Source organism: Bacillus sp. Marseille-Q1617, from assembly GCF_903645295.1.
GTDB lineage: Bacteria > Bacillota > Bacilli > Bacillales > Bacillaceae_B > Rossellomorea.
Map to the genome: position 1 here is coordinate 907622 of NZ_CAHJXM010000002.1, position 22836 is coordinate 930457.

General features: G+C 43.9%; 26 protein-coding genes. 11 read left to right on the top strand and 15 right to left on the bottom strand.

From position 1 onward, the window contains the following. Positions 1 to 96: 96 nt before the first annotated feature. Positions 97 to 501, bottom strand: a complete 405-nt coding sequence (locus tag HWX64_RS15925) for a hypothetical protein (protein ID WP_175990499.1) — start codon at positions 499 to 501, stop codon at positions 97 to 99. Between the two features lie 244 nt (positions 502 to 745). Here HWX64_RS15925 and HWX64_RS15930 point away from each other — a divergent pair, with 244 nt between their 5' ends. Both HWX64_RS15930 and HWX64_RS15935 read left to right on the top strand, forming a co-directional pair. Next, on the top strand, positions 746 to 1129 hold the full coding sequence (locus tag HWX64_RS15930) for a PaaI family thioesterase (protein WP_175990500.1): 384 nt from the start codon (positions 746 to 748) through the stop codon (positions 1127 to 1129). A gap of 110 nt (positions 1130 to 1239) precedes the next feature. Then, on the top strand, positions 1240 to 1608 hold the full coding sequence (locus HWX64_RS15935; protein ID WP_175990501.1) for a DUF2188 domain-containing protein: 369 nt from the start codon (positions 1240 to 1242) through the stop codon (positions 1606 to 1608). A 47-nt stretch (positions 1609 to 1655) separates the two neighbouring features. On the opposite strand, the gene mnhG is transcribed toward HWX64_RS15935, so the two are convergent. The 7 genes from mnhG to HWX64_RS15970 are packed head-to-tail and all read right to left on the bottom strand — an operon-like array spanning position 1656 to position 7417. Further along, on the bottom strand, positions 1656 to 2018 hold the full coding sequence (mnhG, locus tag HWX64_RS15940; protein ID WP_175990502.1) for a monovalent cation/H(+) antiporter subunit G: 363 nt from the start codon (positions 2016 to 2018) through the stop codon (positions 1656 to 1658). Then, on the bottom strand, positions 2002 to 2286 hold the full coding sequence (locus tag HWX64_RS15945; RefSeq protein ID WP_175990503.1) for a Na(+)/H(+) antiporter subunit F1: 285 nt from the start codon (positions 2284 to 2286) through the stop codon (positions 2002 to 2004). Before HWX64_RS15945 ends, mnhG begins: the two co-directional genes overlap by 17 nt. Beyond that, positions 2286 to 2762 (bottom strand): Na+/H+ antiporter subunit E, encoded by a 477-nt coding sequence (locus HWX64_RS15950; protein ID WP_175990504.1) that lies wholly within the window; start codon positions 2760 to 2762, stop codon positions 2286 to 2288. Before HWX64_RS15950 ends, HWX64_RS15945 begins: the two co-directional genes overlap by 1 nt. A gap of 6 nt (positions 2763 to 2768) precedes the next feature. After that, positions 2769 to 4250, bottom strand: a complete 1482-nt coding sequence (locus HWX64_RS15955; RefSeq protein ID WP_175990505.1) for a Na+/H+ antiporter subunit D — start codon at positions 4248 to 4250, stop codon at positions 2769 to 2771. Next, the gene (locus tag HWX64_RS15960; protein ID WP_175990506.1) at positions 4243 to 4584 is read right to left on the bottom strand and encodes a Na(+)/H(+) antiporter subunit C; all 342 of its coding nucleotides are present in this window, start codon (positions 4582 to 4584) and stop codon (positions 4243 to 4245) included. The genes HWX64_RS15955 and HWX64_RS15960 overlap by 8 nt, the downstream gene beginning before the upstream one ends. Beyond that, positions 4584 to 5015 (bottom strand): Na(+)/H(+) antiporter subunit B, encoded by a 432-nt coding sequence (locus tag HWX64_RS15965; RefSeq protein WP_175990507.1) that lies wholly within the window; start codon positions 5013 to 5015, stop codon positions 4584 to 4586. The genes HWX64_RS15960 and HWX64_RS15965 overlap by 1 nt, the downstream gene beginning before the upstream one ends. Then, positions 5012 to 7417 (bottom strand): Na+/H+ antiporter subunit A, encoded by a 2406-nt coding sequence (locus HWX64_RS15970; RefSeq protein WP_175990508.1) that lies wholly within the window; start codon positions 7415 to 7417, stop codon positions 5012 to 5014. Before HWX64_RS15970 ends, HWX64_RS15965 begins: the two co-directional genes overlap by 4 nt. Before the next feature lie 317 nt (positions 7418 to 7734). Here HWX64_RS15970 and HWX64_RS15975 point away from each other — a divergent pair, with 317 nt between their 5' ends. Then, positions 7735 to 8004: a hypothetical protein gene (locus HWX64_RS15975; protein ID WP_175990509.1), complete on the top strand. Its 270-nt coding sequence runs from the start codon at positions 7735 to 7737 to the stop codon at positions 8002 to 8004. Between the two features lie 190 nt (positions 8005 to 8194). Continuing rightward, positions 8195 to 8770, top strand: coding sequence for a DUF5366 family protein (locus HWX64_RS15980; RefSeq protein WP_175990510.1), 576 nt, complete (start codon positions 8195 to 8197; stop codon positions 8768 to 8770). 279 nt (positions 8771 to 9049) lie between these two features. Here the strand turns inward: HWX64_RS15980 and HWX64_RS15985 are convergent, their stop codons facing one another. Both HWX64_RS15985 and HWX64_RS15990 read right to left on the bottom strand, forming a co-directional pair. Continuing rightward, the gene (locus HWX64_RS15985; protein ID WP_175990511.1) at positions 9050 to 10900 is read right to left on the bottom strand and encodes a transglycosylase domain-containing protein; all 1851 of its coding nucleotides are present in this window, start codon (positions 10898 to 10900) and stop codon (positions 9050 to 9052) included. A gap of 17 nt (positions 10901 to 10917) precedes the next feature. Continuing rightward, on the bottom strand, positions 10918 to 12132 hold the full coding sequence (locus tag HWX64_RS15990; protein WP_175990766.1) for an MFS transporter: 1215 nt from the start codon (positions 12130 to 12132) through the stop codon (positions 10918 to 10920). 277 nt (positions 12133 to 12409) lie between these two features. On the opposite strand from HWX64_RS15990, the gene kapD reads away from it, so the two are divergent. Further along, a complete protein-coding gene (kapD, locus tag HWX64_RS15995) occupies positions 12410 to 13030 on the top strand; it encodes a 3'-5' exonuclease KapD (protein ID WP_175990512.1) in 621 nt (206 codons plus the stop codon). Positions 13031 to 13103: 73 nt separating this feature from the next. Here the strand turns inward: kapD and HWX64_RS16000 are convergent, their stop codons facing one another. Then, on the bottom strand, positions 13104 to 13511 hold the full coding sequence (locus tag HWX64_RS16000) for a kinase-associated lipoprotein B (protein WP_175990767.1): 408 nt from the start codon (positions 13509 to 13511) through the stop codon (positions 13104 to 13106). A 94-nt stretch (positions 13512 to 13605) separates the two neighbouring features. Between HWX64_RS16000 and HWX64_RS16005 the strand changes: the two genes are divergently transcribed. From HWX64_RS16005 to HWX64_RS16015, 3 genes are all read left to right on the top strand, one after another. Further along, complete coding sequence (locus HWX64_RS16005; RefSeq protein ID WP_175990513.1) at positions 13606 to 14346, top strand: peptidylprolyl isomerase; 741 nt, start codon at positions 13606 to 13608, stop codon at positions 14344 to 14346. 402 nt (positions 14347 to 14748) lie between these two features. After that, positions 14749 to 14952, top strand: a complete 204-nt coding sequence (locus tag HWX64_RS16010) for a hypothetical protein (RefSeq protein WP_175990514.1) — start codon at positions 14749 to 14751, stop codon at positions 14950 to 14952. Between the two features lie 331 nt (positions 14953 to 15283). Continuing rightward, a complete protein-coding gene (locus HWX64_RS16015; protein ID WP_175990515.1) occupies positions 15284 to 15820 on the top strand; it encodes a superoxide dismutase family protein in 537 nt (178 codons plus the stop codon). Between the two features lie 107 nt (positions 15821 to 15927). Here the strand turns inward: HWX64_RS16015 and HWX64_RS16020 are convergent, their stop codons facing one another. After that, positions 15928 to 17091: a MalY/PatB family protein gene (locus HWX64_RS16020; protein ID WP_175990516.1), complete on the bottom strand. Its 1164-nt coding sequence runs from the start codon at positions 17089 to 17091 to the stop codon at positions 15928 to 15930. A 168-nt stretch (positions 17092 to 17259) separates the two neighbouring features. Further along, entirely contained in the window at positions 17260 to 18162 is a 903-nt protein-coding gene (locus tag HWX64_RS16025) for an alpha/beta fold hydrolase (protein WP_175990517.1), read from the bottom strand. A gap of 166 nt (positions 18163 to 18328) precedes the next feature. Here HWX64_RS16025 and HWX64_RS16030 point away from each other — a divergent pair, with 166 nt between their 5' ends. Both HWX64_RS16030 and HWX64_RS16035 read left to right on the top strand, forming a co-directional pair. Then, positions 18329 to 18829 carry an Lrp/AsnC family transcriptional regulator gene (locus HWX64_RS16030; protein WP_175990518.1) on the top strand — a complete coding sequence of 167 codons (501 nt, stop codon included), beginning with the start codon at positions 18329 to 18331 and terminating at the stop codon, positions 18827 to 18829. After that, positions 18826 to 19995 carry an aminotransferase gene (locus HWX64_RS16035; protein ID WP_175990519.1) on the top strand — a complete coding sequence of 390 codons (1170 nt, stop codon included), beginning with the start codon at positions 18826 to 18828 and terminating at the stop codon, positions 19993 to 19995. The genes HWX64_RS16030 and HWX64_RS16035 overlap by 4 nt, the downstream gene beginning before the upstream one ends. 180 nt (positions 19996 to 20175) lie before the next feature. On the opposite strand, the gene HWX64_RS16040 is transcribed toward HWX64_RS16035, so the two are convergent. Together HWX64_RS16040 and HWX64_RS16045 are read right to left on the bottom strand one after the other, a co-directional pair. Further along, positions 20176 to 20538, bottom strand: a complete 363-nt coding sequence (locus HWX64_RS16040) for a helix-turn-helix domain-containing protein (protein ID WP_175990520.1) — start codon at positions 20536 to 20538, stop codon at positions 20176 to 20178. 148 nt (positions 20539 to 20686) lie between these two features. Next, entirely contained in the window at positions 20687 to 22024 is a 1338-nt protein-coding gene (locus HWX64_RS16045) for a sodium-dependent transporter (RefSeq protein ID WP_175990521.1), read from the bottom strand. Between the two features lie 361 nt (positions 22025 to 22385). Between HWX64_RS16045 and HWX64_RS16050 the strand changes: the two genes are divergently transcribed. Then, complete coding sequence (locus HWX64_RS16050; protein ID WP_175990522.1) at positions 22386 to 22682, top strand: spore morphogenesis/germination protein YwcE; 297 nt, start codon at positions 22386 to 22388, stop codon at positions 22680 to 22682. The last annotated feature ends 154 nt before the right edge of the window (positions 22683 to 22836 follow it).

The window sequence follows — 22836 nt, forward strand, 5'->3', positions numbered from 1 at the left end:
TCAAAAGGGCCTCAAGGATCATACCTTGAGGCCCTTTTTTACTGAATTCTATAAACGAGTGCAACTTTTTACCTCAGTAACCTCTACCTGATAAACCTACATTTCCCTCCACCGTACGTCGACGATCAGATGGCAGCAATCCACTTCACCAATCTTCTCATCAAATATCATGTGGATCCCGTCTGGATTAAATGAGACGACGGGGACAACCTTTACACCGGTCCTGCGAATGAGTTTAAGGACCTCTTGAGTGTTTGACTGCTGAGCTAAATTCATGAGTTGATGGGCAAACGAAGTATCATTCTTGATTTTCGTCAATACGAGGTGGGCGCTTTCCATTAACTTTAGTGTTTTATCTGCAGAGGCCATAAACGTTTTTGTTTCAATTGGAGGAAGGTTATTGCGATAATGAAGGTTGGGGTACAGTGGGACATTTCTTCTCGAGTGATGGGGTTGATAAGGGCTCTGGACAGGATGGTAAAATGGGTGATATCGATTCATGGAATACCTCCTTATTCCTGGCAATTAGGCTCTAAGGAAATGTATGAAGCTGAACACGATATTATTCATGCGGGAGTTATCCAAAGCCGGTGTAGTTTATACTTTGCGGAGTGGACAGGCCTCGAGAGGTACAATCGGAACCACGATAAAAACGACTAAGTAAGCAAAAAGAACCTTCTTAAAGAGGGTTTTTATTATTTTTACCGAAATTCTACTATATGATGACTATAATGAGGTGAACAGAATGAAAATGGAAAATACGCTAATCAGTACACTTGGAATTGAGTTTGTGGAGTTAGGCAAAGGAAAGGTGATTGCAACCATGCCTGTCAATGAGGCTACCCGCCAGCCTTTCGGATTCCTTCACGGTGGAGCGTCGGTGGCCCTCGCTGAAACAGTGGCGAGTGTGGGGGCAGTGGAATTAATCGATCTTGAGAAAGAAATCTGTTTCGGTCTTGAAATCAACGCAAATCACATAAAAGCAAAACGTGATGGAGTGGTTACCGCCACGGCATCCGTCATGCACCAGGGGAAAACGACGATGGTCTGGGATATTAAAATCACCGATGAAGAGAATCAATTGATTTGTGTCTCACGATGTACAATGGCAGTCGTGCCGAAACGCTGACCTGCTTCGGGGGCGGTTCCCTGTGGTTAAGGAAGAGTACATATGTAGGGGACGTTTAAAAGCTTTCACAATGGGAAATCAATAAGTAACCAAGATAAGGAGGTTACACGATGCCTTGGAGCAAAAATGATTATCCCGATTCATTAAAGAATCTCCCCGCCGATGTTCGGAATAAAGCAATAGAGATTGCCAACGCCCTCTTGGATGAGGGGTATGATGAAGGAAGGGCCATTGCGATTGCCACCGACAGGGCTCACAAGTCCGAGGAAGGGACCGATACTGATAAGACCGAGTATCATGTGAAAACCCATGAAGACGGATGGCAGTTGATGAAGAAGGGCAGCAGCCGGGCCATTATGGTAGAAGACACGAAAGAGGACCTTCTTTCAAAAGCGAAGGATTATGTGAATGACCATTCCGGCACACTTGTCATCCATAAGCAGGATGGCAGTGTGGATAAGGAATTATATGATCAATAAAAAGAAGCTTGACCTGGAAAGGGATCCCTTTACCAGGTCAAGCTTTTTTAATTGGAGTTCTGTTGTTCATATTCTTTCTTATTCTTCAAATCATCCTGTACGCTTTTATCCCACAGCTTAACTCCTGAGTGATAAGCTGCTCTTGCAATAAGGTGTCCCGCAACCGGGGCGGTCACAAAGATAAAGATGATGGCAAGGATGAGCCTTGAATTGAAATGCCCATGTTCTAAATAGAAATAGAGAAAGGTTGCAAGGAGAATGGACATTACTCCGAGTGTTGCACTTTTGGAAGCGGCATGGTTCCGCGTATAAACATCAGGCAGCCTCAACAAACCGAAGGCTGTGACAAGGCTGAGGAATCCACCGACAATTAATAAAAATCCAATGAGGAATCTAATGATCTCGGTCACGTTCAATGATCTCCCCTTTCTCCAGGAATTTAGAAAAGGCTACTGTTCCGATAAACGCCAGAATACCTAAAAGCAGGATGACTTCCAGGAAAGCGAATGTATCCAGAAGCATGGATACCAACGCAATGATCGCGATCAGATTGATCCCTATCGCATCGAGTGCGACTACTCTATCCGGAGTGGTCGGTCCTTTGATCAGGCGGTAGATCAATCCCAGCATAGAGAGGGAGACCAATAATAATGTCAGCTGAAGAATTGTATGCAACATTATCGACTCACCTCCATGATCGCTTTTTCAAAAGAGTTCTTGATTTCATCAATTGCTTCATTTTTATCGGGGATATCAATGGCATGGATATATAGAATTTTATTATCATACGATACATCCGTCACCAGCGTACCCGGGGTTAATGTGATTAAATTAGCGAGCAGGGTGATTTCCCAATTCGTCTCCAACTCAGTCGGAAGAGCAAAAATCCCGGGCTTGAAATCGAGCTTTGGTCTCAGGATCGTTTTCAATACGGCGATATTTGCCATGATCAGCTCTTTTATAAAGAGAAACAACAGGCTGATGACGGCGATCACCCTATGAATATAAAACCGTGAACTGAAAAACCTTCTGAATGCAAAGAGTATCGCTAAACTTAGTAGAAAGCCAATGATAAATGACTGAGAAGTAAAGGAAACCGATAGAAACATCCAGACAAAAGCCAGGAATATGTTTAATAAAAATTGAAAGGCCATTTTACATTACTCCTTTAACACTGCGTCTATATAGATATTCGGGTCAACCAGTACTTCTGCTGCCTGTGAGAATAGGGGACGCAATGCTTCTGCTCCAAAACCGTAAAACACGGCGAGCAGCACAAGCAGGGCGGATGTCATCCACAAATAGCGCGCATGCCCTTTTGACACGTGCTTATATTCCTTAGGTGTTCCCCAAATTCCATTCAAGAAAATCTTAATCACTGAATACAGGACCATTAAGCTTGATAAGAGAATCAATCCTGCACCTAAATAATCTTCCGCCTCAAAGCTGCCCCTTACGATCAATAATTTTCCGATGAAGCCGCTGAGGGGAGGAATGCCCGCAAGTGAAAAGACAGCGACCAGGAATGTCCAACCAAGCCAAGGATATTCTTTGATCAAACCGCCCATCTTCTTCAAATCCGTCGTACCGGTGATCGTGATCATCACCCCGATCAGAAGGAAGAGGGCTGCTTTGATGATCATATCGTGAATCAGATAGTAAACAGAGCCTTCTAACGCATCGGGATTCATTGTAGATACCCCGAATAAAATGACGCCTACTGCAATGATGATATTATAGATGATAATTTTTTTAACATCCCAGTATGCAACAGCACCGATGCATCCGAATATGATCGTCATGATGGCCAGCACTGCGAGAATACTATGAGTATAGCCGGTATCATGATAAAAGAATAAAGTGTAGGTTCTCATGATGGAATAAATACCCACTTTGGTTAACAATGCTCCGAATAGAGCAAGGATCGGAGTCGGCGGAGCATAATATGAACCAGGAAGCCAGAAATAAAGGGGGAAGATTCCTCCTTTCAGTCCGAAAACGATCAGGAACAGTACGGCGATAGAAGTAAGAATCACAGGCTGGTTCACTTCAGCGATCTTCACCGAAATATCTGCCATATTCAGTGTCCCGACAACCGAGTATAAATAGGCTACAGCAATAACAAACAGCGCAGAAGAGATGACGTTTACAAGAATATATTTGATTCCTTCACGCAGCTGGGCTTTTGTGCCGCCCAATACGATCAATACATAAGAACTCATCAGCATAACCTCGAAGAATACGAACAGGTTGAAGATATCACCTGTCGTGAAGGCGCCGTTCACACCGACCAATAAGAACTGTACGACCGGATAATAGTAGAAACGCTCCCTGTCTGCCCCGATGGCTTTAAAAGAATAGAGCAGCACAACCAATGTAATGATGCTCGTCGTGGTCACTAATAACGCGGACAGCATATCCGAGACCAGGGTGATCCCAAATGGTGCCTGCCAGCTTCCAAGATTCACGCTTTGTATTCCATCTTTATTGATGGTGTAGATAAGCACGAGGGATGCTGCAATGGTAGCCAATGTCGAAATGGCTGAAATCCCTCTTTGAACGTTAACGTATTTACTTATGAATAGTAAGATAATCGCCGTGAATAACGGGATTAGTATGGGTAAAATCAGTAAGTTAGTCATTTCCTTCGTTTCCTCTCATTTGATCCGTATTATCAGTTCCAAGCTCCTGGTACGTCCGGTAAGCGAGCACCAGGAAGAAAGCCGTGACACCGAAACTGATAACGATCGCTGTCAGAATCAAAGCCTGAGGCAGCGGATCCACATAAGATTTCGCATGTTCCCCCAAAAGAGGTGCAGCTCCCCCTTTGAGACCGCTGATCGAAAGGAGCAGTAAATGGGCTCCATGACTCAGCAATGCCGTTCCGATAATGATGCGCAATAAACTTTTCGAAAGCATTAAATATACAGCACTCATAAACAGAATGCCGCAAACAACTGCCATTAATATCTCCATTATTCACTCACTCCTATTGTCTGAATAATGGTCATCGTTACACCGATAACAACCAAATACACACCTGTATCAAATAACACTGCTGTATGAAGAGACGTCTTTCCCAGAAGCGGAAGATAGAAATAATCATAGGCATGAGTAAGGAAAGGCACATCAAACAACAATGCACCAGCTCCTGTCGCCACCGCTATCAATAGTCCTACAGCCGTTAAAATCTTGTAATCGATCGGAAGGATATTCGCCACTGTATCGAGATCATATGCAAGCAGCATGAGAACGATCGCAGCGGAGGTCATCAATCCCCCGATAAATCCTCCCCCTGGAGTGTAATGTCCAGCAAAGAAAAGACTCAGAGAAAACAGGACAATGATGAAAGTGACAACATTAGTGACTGTTTGAAGAATCACATCATTTGTTTTGGGTTTCTTCATCCCTCTTTCCTCCTTGTCAGACGCAATTTAATCATGGAGTAGATACCCAGGGCAGCAATAGCCAGTACACAAATTTCAAACAGGGTATCAAATCCTCGGAAGTCTACGAGAATGACGTTAACCATATTCTTACCTGCAGCTTCCTCATACACATTTTTAATATAATACTCAGAAATCGATTCAGATAATTTAGTGCTGTAAGCAGAGATGGCAAACAGCGTCACCACTACCCCGACTCCAATGGAAATCAGTGCATTTCCGAGCTTGAAGCTCATCCGCTCTTCATGGCGGCTCAATGGAGGAAGGTGATAGAAACACAATAAGAACAGGGCAACCGAGACCGTTTCAATCACAAGCTGGGTAAGCGCCAGGTCCGGTGCACGGAACAGAACGAAGAATAGTGAAACGGTATATCCGGCCGCACCAAGTAAAATGATCGCGGTTAGTCGTGATTTCGCAAATAAAATCGATACGGAACTGATCACCAAGAGCAGTGCGATCGCGATTTCGTAGATACCGATTGGTGCAAGGTCACCGGTATTGATCGCAAACGCCCCTTTGAACCACAAGGTGAACAGCAGGATACCGATGAAGAACGCGAATATATAGACGAGGTAACTTCGGATGAACCCTGTCATGTACCCTCTTGTGAAAGAGAATGCAGCGCGTTCGCCTCGGACCAAACCTCCATCATAAATAGAATTCAGCGTTAAGCGTTCAGGAATCCATGAATAGATCTTCTTCCATTTCGGAAGCAATTGATAAAGCAGGATACCAAACAGGATGACACCTAATGTCATAAATAACTCCGGAGTGAATCCGTGCCAGAATGTAATATGTGCTTCAATCACATGACCTTCTTCAACAAGGCTCGGTGTAATCGCCGCAACTGCAGGAGCGATGATACGCTCAGACAGGATGTTAGGGAAGAACCCGAACACAATGACAAGGGAAGCCAGAATGATCGGCGAGATCAGCATCCCGAACGGTGCCTCGTGAGGTTTCTTCTCCAATTTTTCAGGCTGGTGTTCCCCGGTGAATGTCTTGAACACAAGGATCATGCTGTAGATGAGCGTAAATATGCTTCCCACCCAGGCAAGGACAGGGAAAAGGATGCCGGCTGTGTCCAGGCTGAAAATATCCATCTCAAGGACACGGACCATCCCGGTAAAGAACATTTCTTTACTCAAGAAGCCGTTGAATGGAGGCAGACCAGCCATTGAAAATGCACCGATCACCGCAACTGTAAACGTAATCGGCATAAAGCTCATCAGCCCGCCGAGTTTGCGGATATCCCTCGTGCCGGTTTCATGATCGATGATACCGACAACCATAAACAGGCTTCCCTTGAAAGTAGCGTGGTTGATCAAGTGAAAAACGGCGGCAAGAGTTGCGACCATATAAATATTGTCGTCCAAGTGAGTGTAGTGCAGGGCGGCTGCACCCACTCCTAGCAGCGACATGATAAGACCAAGTTGACTGACAGTGGAGAATGCGAGAATCCCTTTTAAATCTGTTTGTTTCACAGCATTAAAGGATCCCCAGAATAATGTGAAAATCCCAAATCCTCCTACAAGCCATAACCATAAGCTTGTCTCGGCAAATAACGGACTCATGCGGGCAACAAGGTAGATCCCCGCTTTAACCATCGTAGCCGAGTGCAGATATGCACTGACAGGTGTCGGGGCTTCCATGGCATCCGGAAGCCAGATGTGGAACGGGAATTGAGCCGATTTTGTAAAAGCACCCAGCAGTACGAGAAGCATAGCCGGAATGAATAGGGCATTTGTCATAAGCTGATCGGATTGTGAAATCAACTCGCGGATACTGAATGTACCTCCCATCAAATATAGAAGGATAAATCCAGCCAGCATGGACAATCCGCCGAATACAGTGATCAGCATGGATTTCTGTGCACCGTATCTGGAGCGTTCGCGGTGGTACCAGTAACCGATCAACAGGAAAGATGAAATGGACGTAAACTCCCAGAACATATAAAGAACGATCAGATTATCAGACAGGACCACACCGAGCATGGCTCCCATGAACATCATTAAATACACATAGAAGTTATGTAATTGTTCCTTTTTCTTATCGAGATAGTAGATCGAATAAAGAACCACAAGCGAACCGATACCGGTAATGAGAAGTGCGAAAAGAAGCCCGAGTCCATCTATGTAGGCAATAAAATTGATGCCGAAAGACGGCATCCACTCCGCTGTTTCCTTAATCGTGTTTCCATCCCTCGTAATCGGCATGAATTGAATGAAGTAGCTGAACAAAGCAACCGGCAGAAGCAATACGAACCAGCCGGTATGGATACTCCTAAATGCCTTATAAAGAAATGGAATAAGAATGGCAAATAAAAAAGGCGATATAATAGCCCAATGTAACAATGTCATAAAAAACCCCCCTCATATTAAATTCCAACATGTATTCTTCAACTAAATCTTATGTAGGTTCATTTCACTTTCTGGAAATTCATCATCCGTTCTTAAAGTATGTCCGGAAATCTTAACCTACAGAGCATTATAACGCAAAAAAACAATGCTTGCATTACTCAGGCTTCTGCCATAATCGTTTTTTAATTTTAGTATTAAATATGTAGAAACGCGGGAGATCACCACGAAAAATTTTAAGGATTTTCCTTTGGAAATACAGCATGTAAAGAATAGTTTTGGTTATTTTGGAGAATCCTATCCATAAGGCGGTGGTGAAATTGAAAAGAAAAACAGTGGCATTTACAACCATACTATTCACATTTATTGGATTGGGGTGGCTGGTTGAGTCCCAGGACCGGTTTAACCGGGGGATCATCGAAACAGATGACCCGGCAACAGCTAATCTGCAGTCTGTCCAATACGAAGGCACAGAAGAAATAGAGGAAGTGCCGGCGAACAATCAAAGGATCCGGCAGCCGTTTAGATCGAGAGAGTACATCCGTATAGTGCCGAACGGAATGTCCCATACTGATGAAGCATTCGACTGACTGTCTTTTTCATGTCCGCATGGGGGAGGCAGTCATTTTTTCTTTTTACGAGCGATTCCGTGTGATTTTCACCTATCGTGACAGCACGACAAAATGCCCATGATTTTCTTATCAATACCCTTTTCAAGACTCCCATAAACGATTATGATGTAAGTGCTGTATGGAATAATCATTATAGGAGAGTTATCAATTGAAGAATACATATTTAACAAGCTATCTGCCTCTGTTTGCCATCCTTTTATTCAGCTTGACCTTCTCGGTCTACGGAGTGGAAGTATTTGTGGACCTTTTCAAGAAAATCGGCGTCTATCCCGGGATGCGTGAATTTCTATCGGATATTCAACTGAAATTTGTGTTATTAATCCTGCTGATGATCGTCTTCTTCATGGTATTTGCAGCCCTGAAGCTCATTGCTGAAACTATCAACGGTGTCTCCATGCTATTCTTTTCAAAAGATTCCGAAGGCCAATTATATAACCGGGTCAGGTCCGGCTCCATGATCTATTTCATCGGCGGTCTCGTGTCCGTCGTCAGCCTCAAATCCTTCCTGGGGGTGGTTGCTATTTTCGCCGTCACTTCGGTCATATATTTTGTTTACTTTGTTTATAAAATAAGCGTCACAGTATCAAAAGCAGGGATCATAGGGGTCATCAGCCTGCAATTATTTACTTGGTCATCCCTTTTTATGACGATCTTTTTTGTGATTTTAAAATTGTATAACGGTGTCATGGCGAGTTTGCCGATCATGTCGAAGGTGAAGCTGTGACTGTTCTTTGAGGAGTATGAAACGGTTGTTTTGTACTCTTTTTTTATAGGATGGAAAAAAGCAGGGCGTTGTGAATGGTGTATAAGGATAATCGACAGTTCGAGCAAAAATTTCGGTTTTCGAGCATAAGTGGAGGGGCTTCGAGCAAAAACTTGGGATTTTCGAGCATATATAGTTGATTTGGCGGGATGCATCGTTTTGTCAGTTCAGTAAAATCGCATGACATCCCCAATTTGTCTGTCCTTAAGAAAAATAACGCCCGGAGATGGTCTCCGGGCGTTATTTCATGATTTTCTGCCATATTTTATGACTCGGCCGCAGCCTTTCGATCCTGCTCATGTTCTGAGGGATGTCGTGGCCGACCCAGACACCCGTCGTGTACTCATTCGTCAACCCCATTACCCAGTAATCATGATAATTGTTGGTGGTTCCTGTTTTTATTCCAACATAGGGCTTTGATACATAAGCGGCTTTCCCTGTACCGTTCTCAGCAGCATTCGCGAGCATCTGCCTCATTTTTGCCGTGGTATCTTGAGACCATATTTTCTTTGGCTTATCCTTCCATTCGTAAAGGACTTTTCCATTTCCGTCTTTCACGTTCACGATGGCATGGCTTTTATAATAGCTGCCGTCGATGAAGGATGTGTAGGCATTTGTCATCTCGAGCGGGCTGAAGCCGTAGGTGAACCCGCCGATCGATGCTGCGTATGTGTGATCATCTGCTGTCAAGCGCTCGAAGGAAAAGGATGAAAGCTTGTTGAATGCTTCTTCCACCCCGACTTTCTCCATCAACCGGAGAGCGGGGGTGTTGTACGATTGAGCCAGCGACTGGTTCAGCGTGACCGTCCCCGGCTGGACGCCTCCGTAGTTGATCGGGCAATAATTACCTATACAGTAATTATTGGCGTTCACTTTTTCATGAATGGATGCTTTGAATATGTCAAGATACGGCGCATATACAAGCAGCGGCTTGATGGAGGAACCAGGCTGCCTGTAGGCTTGGAAAGCATGGTTGAAATTATATTTTTGATAATCTTTCCCTCCGGTCAGTGCAGCGATTCTTCTTGTTTCATTATTGATGGTGACTGATGCGCCCTGCAGTTTTTCACCATGGAGCCCGGTGTTCAAAGCTTCTGCGCTTTTTTGCTGCAGGGCTGGATCAAGGGCAGTCTGAATTCTGACGCCAGAAGCAATCACGCTTTCAAACCGGTTATCCAGCTTGTTGATGATCTGCTCCTTTTCCTGTGGTGAAGAGGCATTTTCAAGCTGTACCTTGTAGCCTTCGTGCAATGAAATCAGCTCTCTTAATTCCTCTTCCACATAGAAGGCATAATCAGGATACCGATCGATTTTCTTGCGGATATTCAACTTTATCGGAACTTTCTTCAGCTTGTCCGCTTCTTCTTTTGCAAGCTTTTCAGTGTTAACGAGAATGTCAAGCAGACGTTCCTGGCGAACTTTGGTCTGATCGAAATGGTCGACAGGATCATACTTGCCCGGATTATTCGGGATCGAGGCTATGAACGCCATCTCTGCTTTGTTCAATTCCGAAACACTTTTTTGAAAATAATATTGTGACGCTGTTTCGATTCCATACACACCGTTGCTGAAATAAATGACATTGAGATAAAGCTCCAGTATTTCATTTTTGGAAAGGGAACGTTCAATCTCATGTGCATAGAAGAGCTCGGTCAATTTTCGGTTGTACGTTTTTTCCTGGCCTAAATAAAGATTTCGGGCGAGTTGCTGGGTAATGGTGCTGCCGCCCTGCTGTATATGTGTGAACACCAAGTTTTTTACAACTGCCCTTAATATGGCGCCGGCATCAAATCCCACATGTTCATAAAAATGCTGATCTTCTGAAGCGACCAGGATATCTTTTACGAATGGGGGGATTTTTTCATCTTCTACATATAATCGAAAGGGACGATTGACCTCTGAAAATACGTCCCCGTTTTTGTCCAGCAGTAAACTGGTCTTGTTAAGGTTCAACTGGTCTGTATTCACCGTGGTTTCGAGCTCATCCTGAAATCCCTGGACTTTGTCGACTTCTTCTGTCGTGAAGAACAGCGTGGTAAAAAACAAAGCCATAAAGCAAATCACTGTCAGAAATCCTGCAAACACTCTCATATTTCCACTCTACTTTTCTAGTAATCTTGTTTCACGTGACCGTCAACTTCAGAATGTCGTATACTCCACCATAATAATCCAAATGCCCCCAAGAATAAAGCACCTGTTACATAAAAAACGGAAGAAATGCCAATATATCCTGATATTGTCCCTCCGAATACGGGTCCAATCACGTTTCCAAGAAAACGAAAACTCTGGTTGTAGCCCAATACTTCACCCTGCATGCTGAGCGGCGCTTCCTGACGAATATAAGCTGTCACGCAGGGAATCATCCCCCCGATGGCAATACCGAATAAGAACCGGAGAAGTACAAGCTGCCAGAGCTCTGTAACAAGAGCTTGCGGCACGATAAGGATGGAAGCAAGCACCAGCAGGATGGAAAGGACCTTCTCATATCCGATTTCATCGCCAAGCTTTCCCCACTGCCGGGTAGCGATGAAATTCCCGAATCCTGTAGCCGAAAAGGCAAGGCCGGCTAAAAAGGCAAGGTTAGCGGATGAAGTAAGTTCATCTACATAAAGTGCCAGAAGCGGCTGAATGCTGAAGTTCGCGACTTGAATGATCAAGGAGAGAACAATCACCGTCACAAGGAGCTTGTGACTGAATATGTGCTGAAGCACCTGCTTGCTTGAATATTTGTTTTGCTTATTCCTCTGTTCCTTATTCCGCTGCTCGTTTATTCCGAACAGAACCACTGTCGCAGCGACCGCAATGGAAATCGCCGTGAAGATAAAGGTATAAGAAAAACCAACATTATCAGCAAGAATCCCGCCGATGACAGGTCCGAACAAACCTCCGGACACGGTCCCCATCTGCAGGGTACCCAATATTTTCCCTGCTTCCTTTTTAGAGGTCTGGGAAGAGATAAGCGCCATTGACGTAGGGATAAAACCGGTCACAGCCCCCATCAACAGCCTCAGGATAAACATCCCCTGGACGGACTCCATGAATCCCATAAAGAAAATGGAGGTGGCAATCCCATAACCTGTGATCAACAGAATGGGCTTGTAGCCATAGCGGTCACCAAATCTTCCCCATAAAGGAGAGATGAAGAACGCAGTCAGAAATGTGATCCCGAAAACAAAACCGGACCAGCGCTGCACATATTCAGCGCTATATTCACCGAACGTCTCTATATATAGAGATAAGAACGGCAGGACCATAGTGGCGCTGGCAGCCACTAAAAAATTCGCCATGACCATAATGACAAGATTTCTTTTTTCTATTGAAATGATAAACACCTTCTCATAAACTATTTATTTCGGTTTCCTAAATATCTATTGTATTAAAGATTTCTTACAGAGTCCACTGAGTAAGAAGTTTTTCAGGATGTTGAAAAGGATTTAGTCATATTTTTCAGGTTGAACATGATATAATATAAGAATAAGAATTATGTAATCTCACCGAAATGCGAATAAGCTTGTGAGTGAACATAAACTCGTACGTATTCAAAATAGTATCTTAATAGAATGAAAATTGGGGTCTGTACAAGATTGAGGAGGGAGTTACGTGGTAAATGCAAAGCAGCTTGTGTTCATTGACTTTGAGTTTTCAATGCCGGAACGACATAGAGTCCCCAAAGGTTTTTTCCCTGAAATAATCGAAGCAGGTGTGGTGGTGGTTCAGAATGGGCAAGTGACAGATACGTTTTCTACTTATGTAAAACCTTCTGCCTTTCCCAGACTAACCAATCGCTGCAAACGATTTTTATCGATCACACAAGATAAAGTAGACGGAGGAATCTCCTTCCAGACCCTCATCGATTATTTCAACCAATTGAATTCAAATGGTATTGAAAAAGTTGTCACATGGGGCAACATGGACATGAAAGTGTTGAGGGATAACTGTACCCAGTCAGGAATGGCCTTTCCTTTTCAAGCTCAATTTTTCGATTTATCGATGGAATACAAACGATTTTTCGGAGATCAAAATCAAACCGGCTTATGGAAAGCCGTCCAGGAATATGGAAGGGAAGGGGTCGGAAAGCATCACAAAGCACTGGATGATGCACTGACGACTCATCACATATATAATCTCGTGGAAAAAGATAAAAAGTATCTCGACAAAGCCGAACCAACCACCATCGGCGACCGGATTGATTTAAGCAAGTTTTATAACCAGCTGGCTTGAGATCATCTAAATATTTTAAAAAACGTGCCTATGACCGGCACGTTTTTTAGTTATCGTTGGATAATAGGCAAATTTAGTCTTCAAACGTCAGCCCATACATGAGCTCATACTCCCGCTGTACTCCGCGGAGAGCTTCCAGACTTTTAATGGCATGCGAAGATCCGTCTGCTTCCGATTGTTTTTTCAAATCGCCGAAAGCAGTGAGAAGTGTGTCATTGTATTCTGGTATGTCTCCTTCATAAGGCTTCACCATCTTTTCAGGCATGTTGGCCTGCTCACGAAATGCCAGTGCCTTTCTTTCGTGGAATAATGGAACATCCACTTCGGCAGGGTTATGTAAATCACCTTGCCGAGGGTGCTTAAGAACAGCAAGGATCCTTACCACGTAAGCACCTGGACGTTCTCCTGTGACCTCTCCGATGTATTTTCCCGTTTTATAAAAAGCTGTGACTTTATCCCCTATTTGAAAATTTTGCAAAATTACCCCTCCTCTTAAGTGTTCAAGTCTATTATAATGGAACACAAAGTGATCTTAATAAAGCTTACTAATAAAAGTAACATGCGGAGGTACATATATGAAGAGATTGGTACTATTATCCTTGTGTCTGATAGGTTTAATTCTTGCCGGATGTGGACAAACAGAGAAGGATAACAGCAGTGAAGAAAAACCTGCTGAAACAGAAGAAAACAAAACAACTGATGCAGAATCTGGAGGAGATGACAAGATGACTTACCCGCAGCTGACTACGGACGTAGCAGAAAATGAAAAAGTAGTAGAAATGAAAACTTCAATGGGCACCATTAAAATAAAATTATTCCCTGAGCAGGCACCAAAAACAGTTGAAAACTTTATCACTCACAGTGAAAACGGCTACTATGACGGATTGAAATTCCACCGTGTGATCAAAGATTTCATGATCCAGGGCGGAGACCCGAATGGAAACGGAACAGGCGGCGAAAGTATCTGGGGAGAATCCTTTGAAGACGAATTCTCCAAACAGCTTTTCAACATCCGCGGAGCACTTTCAATGGCTAACGCAGGCCCTGATACGAATGGAAGCCAATTCTTCATCGTTCAGAACAGTGAAATGAACCCTGGTTTCGAGGAGAAAATGAAAGAAGCAGGATTCCCGCAGGAAATCATTGACGCTTATATGGAACGGGGAGGAACTCCACATCTTGACTTCAAGCACACTGTATTCGGCCAGGTAATCGAAGGAATGGATGTCGTGGATAAAATCGCGGATGTGGAAGTGGGGCAGAATGACGCTCCGAAAGAAGATGTGACCATTGAAAAGATCACAGTTGTGAAGTAACGGAAAGAAGGATGCATTCCATATCGGGTGCAGTGAATATCGTGTATCGCGCCCCGATATGTGTGGGTTCATTTTATAAACATTTCAACGAAAAGGACCTTGATGCTTCAGCTGAAAGGTTCTTTTCTATTAGATCAAAATCAGCTTTTAGAAGCACAGCAAGCTTGACCAGATGATTACGACGGGTATTTGATGATGAAGCTTGTCACTATTTCCTCGGAAATTGTCGGAATGTGAGGTTCTGGGGAAGCTGCCCTCGTTCCGATTTAAACCGGAGAAGGTATGCTTTCAACTTTAACGTGTTCATAGAATCGTTAAATAATTTCGGCGGGGAAATGGTTTCTCCATTTTTATCTTGGTATAATGGGGAAAGAGTTTGTTGTGAAAGGAAAGGGGCTAATTATGCTTTCTTCATTTGTATTAAATTTGTTTTTATACTTTCCGGAAGACAAGACAGAGTACATTCCAGCCGCGATTTGGATGGTCATCTTTTTTGTATTGACGATCTTGACGTTCCGTTTGATAAAAAAGGTATCCAAGAAGGAAGAACTTAAAACGAAAGCGATCGAGGAAGAAGTAATGAAGCGGAATCGAGAAACTGAATGACTGTTATGTGAGCACGCCAGTATGTGTTATGGCGTGCTTTTTTATGAGAAAAGTTGTTCCGTGAGAATAGATGGGTGTCGATATTTGTAGAATTGTCGGTAAGTTGCTGTTTTAGGTTGATAAAAAGAAAAAAACGTTGATATAGTCAAATTTTTGTTGATAAACACCAAAAAACTTTGATAAATAATAATTTCCGTTGATAACCGCAAATCTTCATCGATTCTCCTCCACCCCCAGACCCCAGTACGCTCGTTTTTTCGCTTCCGTAAGAATACTTTCCCCCTATCTCGTCAAAAATGGAGTAGAGTATGTACATTTGGAGGAATTATAGATGAAAAACAACAAGTTACTTTACATAGTTTTGCCGGCGATCCTGCTTGGGGCGTGCGCCATTGAAAACCCAAAGAAGACGGAAGTCGATATGAAAAATGATACGGGCGATTCGCTGGGAAAGGTGATCCTTCAGGAGAAGTCGGATGGAATAGAGGTCGATCTGAACCTTGAAGGACTGCCGCCCGGGGAACACGGCATTCATTTTCATGAAAAAGGGACGTGTGAACGCCCTGACTTCGTGTCTGCGGGCAATCATTTTAATCCGGATGATAAAAAGCACGGACTTATGCATCCTGAAGGAGCCCATGCCGGCGATCTGCCGAATATCATTGTTAAAGATGACGGGTCTGTAAAGGTGAAGTTGATGGCACCTCTTGTGACGCTGACGAAAGGGAAGACTTCCTTGTTTACAAAAGAAGGGACCTCCCTGATCATTACCGAAAACAAAGATGATGGCATGACGCAGCCGGCAGGAGATTCGGGAGCGAGAGTCGCCTGTGGTGAGATTGCCAAAGAAAAAGAGAAGAAAAAGTAAAAGAAGCCCGCTGTTCAAGGTTATTGTGAACAGTGGGCTTGTTTATACTGTAACAAAAAAAGAGCAGCAAGGGCCGTCAGGCTTTCCTGCTCTTTTTTCATCTATCGTTATCCAAGCGCCTTCGCAAGTCTTTCCAGCCCGTCCATCAATACTTCCCGCGGACAGGCGATGTTCATCCTGACAAAGCCTTCGCCGCCTTTCCCGTATTTCGGGCCCGGCTCCAAGCCCAGTTTCCCTCTTTCAAGCAGTCGTTCTTTAAGCTCGTCATCCGAAATTCCAAGCTTGTTGCAATCGATCCAAAGAAGATAGGTTCCTTCAGGTTCAACAAGATGAAGGTCAGGAAGATTCTCTTCCAGGAATGATTTCGTGATCTTCACATTTTCCGATAAATAATCCATGATGTTTTCGAGCCATTTTTCCCCATAGCGATAGGCAGCTTCCATGCCAGTTATACCGAATGTATTAAGGGTGAAGAAGCCTTGTTTTTTATGGACATCGGCTATTTTATCGCGGAATTCTTTGTTAGGGGTGATCATGGCTGAAGCTTGCAGTCCTGCCAGATTGAAAGTTTTGCTTGGTGCTATGAGGGTGATGGTCATCTCTCTATAGCTTTCATCGATTGCGGCAACCGGTGTGTGGGTATGAGATCTGTAGACGAGATCCGAATGAATTTCATCCGATACAATGATGACATTGTGCTTTTGGCAGAGCTCCGCCATCTTGGTCAGTTCTTCACGTGAACATACGCGGCCGCTGGGATTATGCGGGTTGCAGAGCAGGAATACTTTCACGCCTTTTTTCAGTGATGCTTCAAAATCATCAAATGAAATACTATATGCCCCGTCTTCGTATACTAACGGAGCATTTTCAATCACACGGTCATTTTCTTCTGTCATGGTGAAGAATGGTGTGTAGACAGGTGACTGAACTAAGACTTTGTCACCGGGTTTGGTCAGTGCCTGTATGATCGCCGCGATAGCTGGTACGACACCAGGGCTGTATTGAAGCCACGATTTATGTATGCTCCAGCCATGTCTCTTCTTGACCCAATCAGTGATTGCTTCTGCGGGTCCGTCTCCGACAAAGGTATAGCCGAAGATGCCATGATCCAATCGGTTCTTGAGGGCCTCGCTCACTTCAGCTGGCGGGAGGAAGTCCATATCGGCCACCCACATCGGCAGCACATCATCCTTTCCAAATACAGTTTTGGTCATATCCCATTTAACAGAAGATGTCCCTTTTCGGTCGATTATTCTCTCGAATTCATTCAAAGTCTTTACCCCTTTCACGAAAAAAATGGTAAGTGCCTGAAGCTTGAGTTCAAGCTTATCGCCAGTCAACAAGGTTCTGGTGGATACTTAAGCTATATCCATCATATTATGCAAGTCGGAAAGATGAAAATGATTTGTTTATTCCGTATCAGAAAAAGGGACTTCCCCTTAGGTTTCAGTAAGAAGCGTTTGGGAAAGTCCTTTTTTATACTGCGGCTGATTATTTTTGACATATTCATCCGTTTCGGAATTTATAAACTGCTGGATATGCTGAAGTACTTCGTCAGGTTTTTCTTCAGGTACAAGGTGGCCGGTCTCTTTTAATACGACAAGCTTTGATTGGGGAAGATCTTTGGCCAGCCTGTGTCCGGTCGTGAGGGGGACGACGCGGTCATGTTCTCCCCAGACAAGGAGGCACGGTGTCTCGATTTTCTGTAATTCCCCGATGGATAAGTCTCCCTCGCGGTCACGGATCATCCGTGTCAGGGCTCTAAATATATCATCCTCAAGAAATGGTTTTAAGTAGCCGAACATCATCTCGTCATCGATCAATTCCTTGTTGTGGACAACGTTCTCAAGATTTTTCCGCACACCCGACCGTGTAAGCCAAAGCTTTACATACAGATGGAAAAAAGGAATGCGGCTCGCCATAAGGACCGGCCATTTCATCTTTTTGAGATAACCCGAGCTGCATAGGAGGACACCTTTATCGACGAGTGAAGGTTCTTTTTTCATGACATTGAGTGCAATCTGTCCACCCATGGAATGTCCGGTGAGGTGTATATTCCTCACATTCAAGTGGTCGAGCAGCGATATGACGGTATTCGCCAAATTGTCATAGGAATAGATGAAGCGGTTTGATTTGTCGCTGCTGCCGAATGGAGGCAGATCGATCGAAATCACGTTATATTTTTCTTTTAAAAGCGGAGTCAGTCGTCTGAAACTGAAGGTTGAAGATAGAAATCCATGAAGAAGAACGAAGGTTTCGGCTGCTGTCGGGTGCTGATGGTATTCATAATATACTTGTGCTCCATTTACGTTTACCGTTCTGGCAAACTCGTTTCCCTGCATGATTCGTCACTCCTCACAATGCTTGTTTGTCGTATTTTACCCTTTTTTTGTTATTTAACACCTTTAACAATTTGATTTCAGAATAAGAAAAACGGTGAGTAACACTTTCTATTTTTACTGCTTCTGCTATAATGTAACCATTTAAGTGGTTTGAAGGAGGAGCATTATGCAGCTTAGCGAATTGGAGCTTGATTTACTGAGGATCTTACAGAAGGATGCAAGAATTTCATCAGAAAACTTAGGAAAGATGGTTCAAGTATCATCAGAGGAAGTGGAAACTGCCCTCACCAAGCTTGAAAAGGAAAATATCCTTGTGCGATACAGCTCGATTGTGGACTGGTCAAAGGTGGAAGGACATGAAGGTGTGACGGCGATGATCGACGTCAAGGTGGCTCCGAAAAGAGGCGTCGGATTTGATGAAGTCGCTCACCGCATCTACCGATATAAAGAAGTGAAGAGTGTGTACCTGATGTCAGGGGCATATGATCTATCGGTTACGGTGGAAGGGCGGTCCATGAATGAAGTCGCTACCTTTGTCTCTGAAAAACTATCGACACTTGATTCGGTTTTGTCCACCACGACCCATTTTCAGCTGAAAAAATACAAGCATGATGGCACCATTTTCGGTGATTCTCATGAAGATAAACGGATTGTGGTGTCCCCATGACAATAAAGACATCATACATTGCGAAGTCGGTTGAAAACCTGAAGCCGTCCGGAATCCGTAAATTCTTTGATCTGGCGGCCAATATGGAAGGCGTCATTTCCCTTGGCGTCGGGGAGCCGGACTTCATTACATCTTGGACGGTAAGGGAAGCTGCGATTCTCTCATTGGAGCAGGGTTTTACTTCTTATACGGCTAATGCAGGCCTATTGGAGCTCCGAAAAAAAATCAGCAGCTATATGAAGAATGGTTATGGAGTCGGATATGATCCGGGAACGGAAATCATCGTGACGGTCGGGGCGAGCCAGGCACTCGATATCAGTATGCGTGCCATCATCGATCCGGGTGATGAAGTGGTCGTTGTCGAGCCGGGCTTTGTATCGTATGTCCCGCTTGTTCAGCTTGCAGGGGGAAAGCCTGTAACCGTCGAAACAAAGCCCGAGAATGGCTTTAAACTGACTGCAGAAGAACTTGAGGCAGCGATTACGGACAGAACGAAAGCCGTATTGATATGCTCACCGAACAATCCGACCGGAACCGTATTGGAAAGGGAAAATCTTGAAGAGCTTGCAGACGTTATACGCCGAAATGATTTGGTGGTGCTTTCGGATGAAATCTATTCCGAGCTTGCTTACGACCGGGGCCATGTGTCAATCGCGTCTTTCGAAGGAATGAGGGACAGAACGATTGTGATAAACGGCTTTTCGAAAGGATTTGCGATGACTGGCTGGAGGCTCGGTTTTATATGCGCTCCGGTGGAAATCGCCGAACCTCTGTTGAAAATTCACCAGTACGCCATGATGTGCGCATCGACTCCTGCTCAATATGCTGCCGTCGAAGCACTTGATAAAGGGATGGAAGATGTAGTTGATATGAAGCGAAGCTACCGCCATCGCCGGCATTATTTTGTCGATTCATTAAATGAGATGGGGCTTACATGCCACTTGCCGGGTGGTGCATTTTATGCATTCCCGTCTGTTGCCAAAACAGGCCTGTCCTCTGAAGAGTTTGCAGAAAAGCTGCTGATGGAAGAAAAGGTGGCAGTCGTACCCGGGAATGTGTTCGGGAAGGGCGGAGAAGGACATATCAGATGTTCGTATGCTTCTTCCATGGAACAGCTGCAGGAAGCTGTGAAGCGGATGAAGAGATTTGTTGAGAATCATAGCTAGCTATATTTTGCCCAGGTGCTGACATGTAGGCACCTGGTTTTTTTGATGCCTTGTTTTAAGCAAAAAAAAATAGGACGATTGAATAATCGTCCAACAAATGAAAACAAAAGGGGGAATACTTAGAAAGCTTAGTCTCAGTATGACCCGTTTTGAAGAATGATATACATACATTTTGAATGTTTATTTTTCATACTTAACTTCATAAAGCATCTGCATGACGCGGAGAAAATCGTCTTCTGAGAATTCCTTTGCTTTGCGGAGGATCAGCTTTGTCCGTTTGGAACCTATCTCTTTAATGAGCTGTTCGATCTCAGAATCGATCCCTGCCGGATGATGATTGATCATTTCACGTTCCAAAAGCTCGGAAGCTGGGATATCAAGAACGGTTGACAGCTTTAAAATGGTTTGTGTATCAGGGATCTGTTCATTGTTTTCATACTTCTCAATCGTACTGGCGCCTAAGCGAGCTTTAAGGGCTAACTCGCGCTGAGAAATGTTTCGATCTTCTCTGACTCTCTTCAAATTCTCACCAAAGTGTGACATCTTACAGCCCTCCCAAATATCAAGTCTTCTTCTTATTTCTATTTTATCACCAAGTGGAAAAAATTAGACTGTCCACCCGTGAACAAAATGTTAAAAATGAAGGCCAGCCCCTCATCGCTTTTACGATGAGGGACTGGCCTGAAGTGGATTATATAAACTTAGATATGAATACAAATATGATCGCAATCGGGACGATATAGCGGAGAATGGAGATCCACAAGTTGAATAGTCCTCTGGAGGTCGATGATCCCTGCTGGATTTCATTCCACACTTCTGCCCTTTTCAAGCGATAGGATACAAAAATACTAATAAACAATGCCCCGATCGGCAGTCCGAAGCTGCTGGTGATAAAGTCAGCAAAATCAAAGAAATTCCGGTCGAAAAGAATGAAGTCGCCGAAGACTCCAAATGACAGCGCACTTGGTATTCCAGCGATGAACACCATGATCCCCATCAACCAAGTATAAGGCATTCTCTTCTTTTGATTTCCTTTTGTTAAAGCGGCTACTCCGATTTCAAGGATCGAGAATGCCGATGTCAACGTCGCAAAGAGAAGGAGAACTAAGAATACGGTCAAGAAGATCCCGCCGAAAGCTATTTCATTAAAAACAGCCGGGAGAACGACGAAGGCAATTCCCGGTCCTTGATCAGGCTGGAACCCTAACGCATAGACAGATGGGAAAATCACCAGCCCAGCCAGCAAGGATATGAAAATATTCAGCCCTGATACTGAAATCGCCGAACGCGGCATGCTATCCTCCTTTGAAAGGTAGGAAGCATATGTGACCATGACGGATAATCCGACACTTAATGAGAAAAAGGCTTGTCCAAGTGCAAGGAGGGCTGTTTCGCCTGTCAGGTAATTCCAGTCGGGGACCAGAAGGAAGCGTACACCTTCCATAGCACCATCAAGAGTAAGCGAGCGTGCCATCAGGATAAGAAATAAAATAAATAAAGACGGCATCATATAGCGGCTGGCACGTTCAATTCCTTTCTGGATCCCTCCTTGAACGACCATGACAGTCAGCACAATAAACAAGGCTTGCGTGAACAGGATCTCCCATGGATTTGCGATGATGCTCTCAAACATTGCCCCGTACTGTTCCTGCGTTTTACCAGAGAGAGCCCCTGTAAAGCTTCTGGCAAGATAGGACAGAATCCAGCCTCCCACGACACTGTAGAACGACAGGATGATAAATGAAACGATTGTACCAAGGTAGCCGATTAGGTGCCAGGCAGACCCGGGCGCCAGCTTTTTATAGGAAGTAACGGCATCCGCTCCGGCTCTTCTTCCGATCACAAACTCTGCAAGCAGAATCGGTGTACCGATCAATATCGTGAAGATGATGAAAAGGAGAAAGAAGACTCCCCCCCCATTGGCCCCGGCCATATAAGGGAATTTCCAAATGGCTCCGAGTCCGATGGCAGAACCAGCCGCTGCCAGGATAAATCCTATTTTTGAAGACCATTGTTGTTTCTTTGCCATGACGATGCTCCTTTCAAAAGTGATTGTTATATAACCCTTCTAAAAACAAAATGATTTTTTCATACTACTATGTTTTTAAAGCCATGTACACCGGATATTGTAATTTTCAATAAATATTAAAATTGGTTGTAACTGTAATGAATTCAGGGATTTTTCAAAAAATTCATCTTGACCTTGGAATTAGTATGGATGTAAACGTTTTAAATCATGAAAAAATTCCTATTTTATTGAAAAAATAAAAACGGGCTGGAAAAGTTAGCAAAGTATAGTATACTAGTGGTAAGAACTCGTTCACAAATTAGACAATAATTCGTCAATAATTCGTCAAAAATGAAAGCGCTTATATTAGGAGGGATCAATTATGGATATGTTTATGGTGTATTTATTCGTTGCCACCGCTACCCCGTTATTCTTATGGATCGAGCATCGGAAATGGGCATTGATTCATATTCCATTCTTAGTAGCATTATGGGCCATCTTTATTTATTACATTGCAGTTCCTGAAATGGGCGGCTGGGGACATGTGACATTCTGGAGTCTCTTCGTTTTTAACTTTGCGTTCGCACATCTTGCAGCGTTCTGGTTATATGCGGCTCCTTATTTGAAAAAACACAGAAAGAAAATGATGGAAATGCGCACATACAATGTTGAAAAATAAATCCCCGGAGACGAGGGGTTTATTTTTTTTGCCTTCAAGACCGAAAAAAGCTGCAAGTGTTATCATGTATATATCCAATTTAATGAAGAAAACCCTCTTTTTTGAAACAAAAACGATTCAGTCTTCGTTACATAGATAAGGAGAGTCAGAAGGA

What these genes read in the sequence shown, in the direction of transcription:
- HWX64_RS15925 (WP_175990499.1), bottom strand. Translation starts at nt 501, where the DNA reads ATGAATCGATATCACCCATTTTACCATCCTGTCCAGAGCCCTTATCAA.
- HWX64_RS15930 (WP_175990500.1), top strand. Translation starts at nt 746, where the DNA reads ATGAAAATGGAAAATACGCTAATCAGTACACTTGGAATTGAGTTTGTG.
- HWX64_RS15935 (WP_175990501.1), top strand. Translation starts at nt 1,240, where the DNA reads ATGCCTTGGAGCAAAAATGATTATCCCGATTCATTAAAGAATCTCCCC.
- HWX64_RS15945 (WP_175990503.1), bottom strand. Translation starts at nt 2,286, where the DNA reads ATGTTGCATACAATTCTTCAGCTGACATTATTATTGGTCTCCCTCTCT.
- HWX64_RS15950 (WP_175990504.1), bottom strand. Translation starts at nt 2,762, where the DNA reads ATGGCCTTTCAATTTTTATTAAACATATTCCTGGCTTTTGTCTGGATG.
- HWX64_RS15955 (WP_175990505.1), bottom strand. Translation starts at nt 4,250, where the DNA reads ATGACTAACTTACTGATTTTACCCATACTAATCCCGTTATTCACGGCG.
- HWX64_RS15960 (WP_175990506.1), bottom strand. Translation starts at nt 4,584, where the DNA reads ATGGAGATATTAATGGCAGTTGTTTGCGGCATTCTGTTTATGAGTGCT.
- HWX64_RS15965 (WP_175990507.1), bottom strand. Translation starts at nt 5,015, where the DNA reads ATGAAGAAACCCAAAACAAATGATGTGATTCTTCAAACAGTCACTAAT.
- HWX64_RS15970 (WP_175990508.1), bottom strand. Translation starts at nt 7,417, where the DNA reads ATGACATTGTTACATTGGGCTATTATATCGCCTTTTTTATTTGCCATT.
- HWX64_RS15985 (WP_175990511.1), bottom strand. Translation starts at nt 10,900, where the DNA reads ATGAGAGTGTTTGCAGGATTTCTGACAGTGATTTGCTTTATGGCTTTG.
- HWX64_RS16005 (WP_175990513.1), top strand. Translation starts at nt 13,606, where the DNA reads ATGAAGAGATTGGTACTATTATCCTTGTGTCTGATAGGTTTAATTCTT.
- HWX64_RS16010 (WP_175990514.1), top strand. Translation starts at nt 14,749, where the DNA reads ATGCTTTCTTCATTTGTATTAAATTTGTTTTTATACTTTCCGGAAGAC.
- HWX64_RS16015 (WP_175990515.1), top strand. Translation starts at nt 15,284, where the DNA reads ATGAAAAACAACAAGTTACTTTACATAGTTTTGCCGGCGATCCTGCTT.
- HWX64_RS16025 (WP_175990517.1), bottom strand. Translation starts at nt 18,162, where the DNA reads ATGCAGGGAAACGAGTTTGCCAGAACGGTAAACGTAAATGGAGCACAA.
- HWX64_RS16030 (WP_175990518.1), top strand. Translation starts at nt 18,329, where the DNA reads ATGCAGCTTAGCGAATTGGAGCTTGATTTACTGAGGATCTTACAGAAG.
- HWX64_RS16035 (WP_175990519.1), top strand. Translation starts at nt 18,826, where the DNA reads ATGACAATAAAGACATCATACATTGCGAAGTCGGTTGAAAACCTGAAG.
- HWX64_RS16040 (WP_175990520.1), bottom strand. Translation starts at nt 20,538, where the DNA reads ATGTCACACTTTGGTGAGAATTTGAAGAGAGTCAGAGAAGATCGAAAC.
- HWX64_RS16045 (WP_175990521.1), bottom strand. Translation starts at nt 22,024, where the DNA reads ATGGCAAAGAAACAACAATGGTCTTCAAAAATAGGATTTATCCTGGCA.
- HWX64_RS16050 (WP_175990522.1), top strand. Translation starts at nt 22,386, where the DNA reads ATGGATATGTTTATGGTGTATTTATTCGTTGCCACCGCTACCCCGTTA.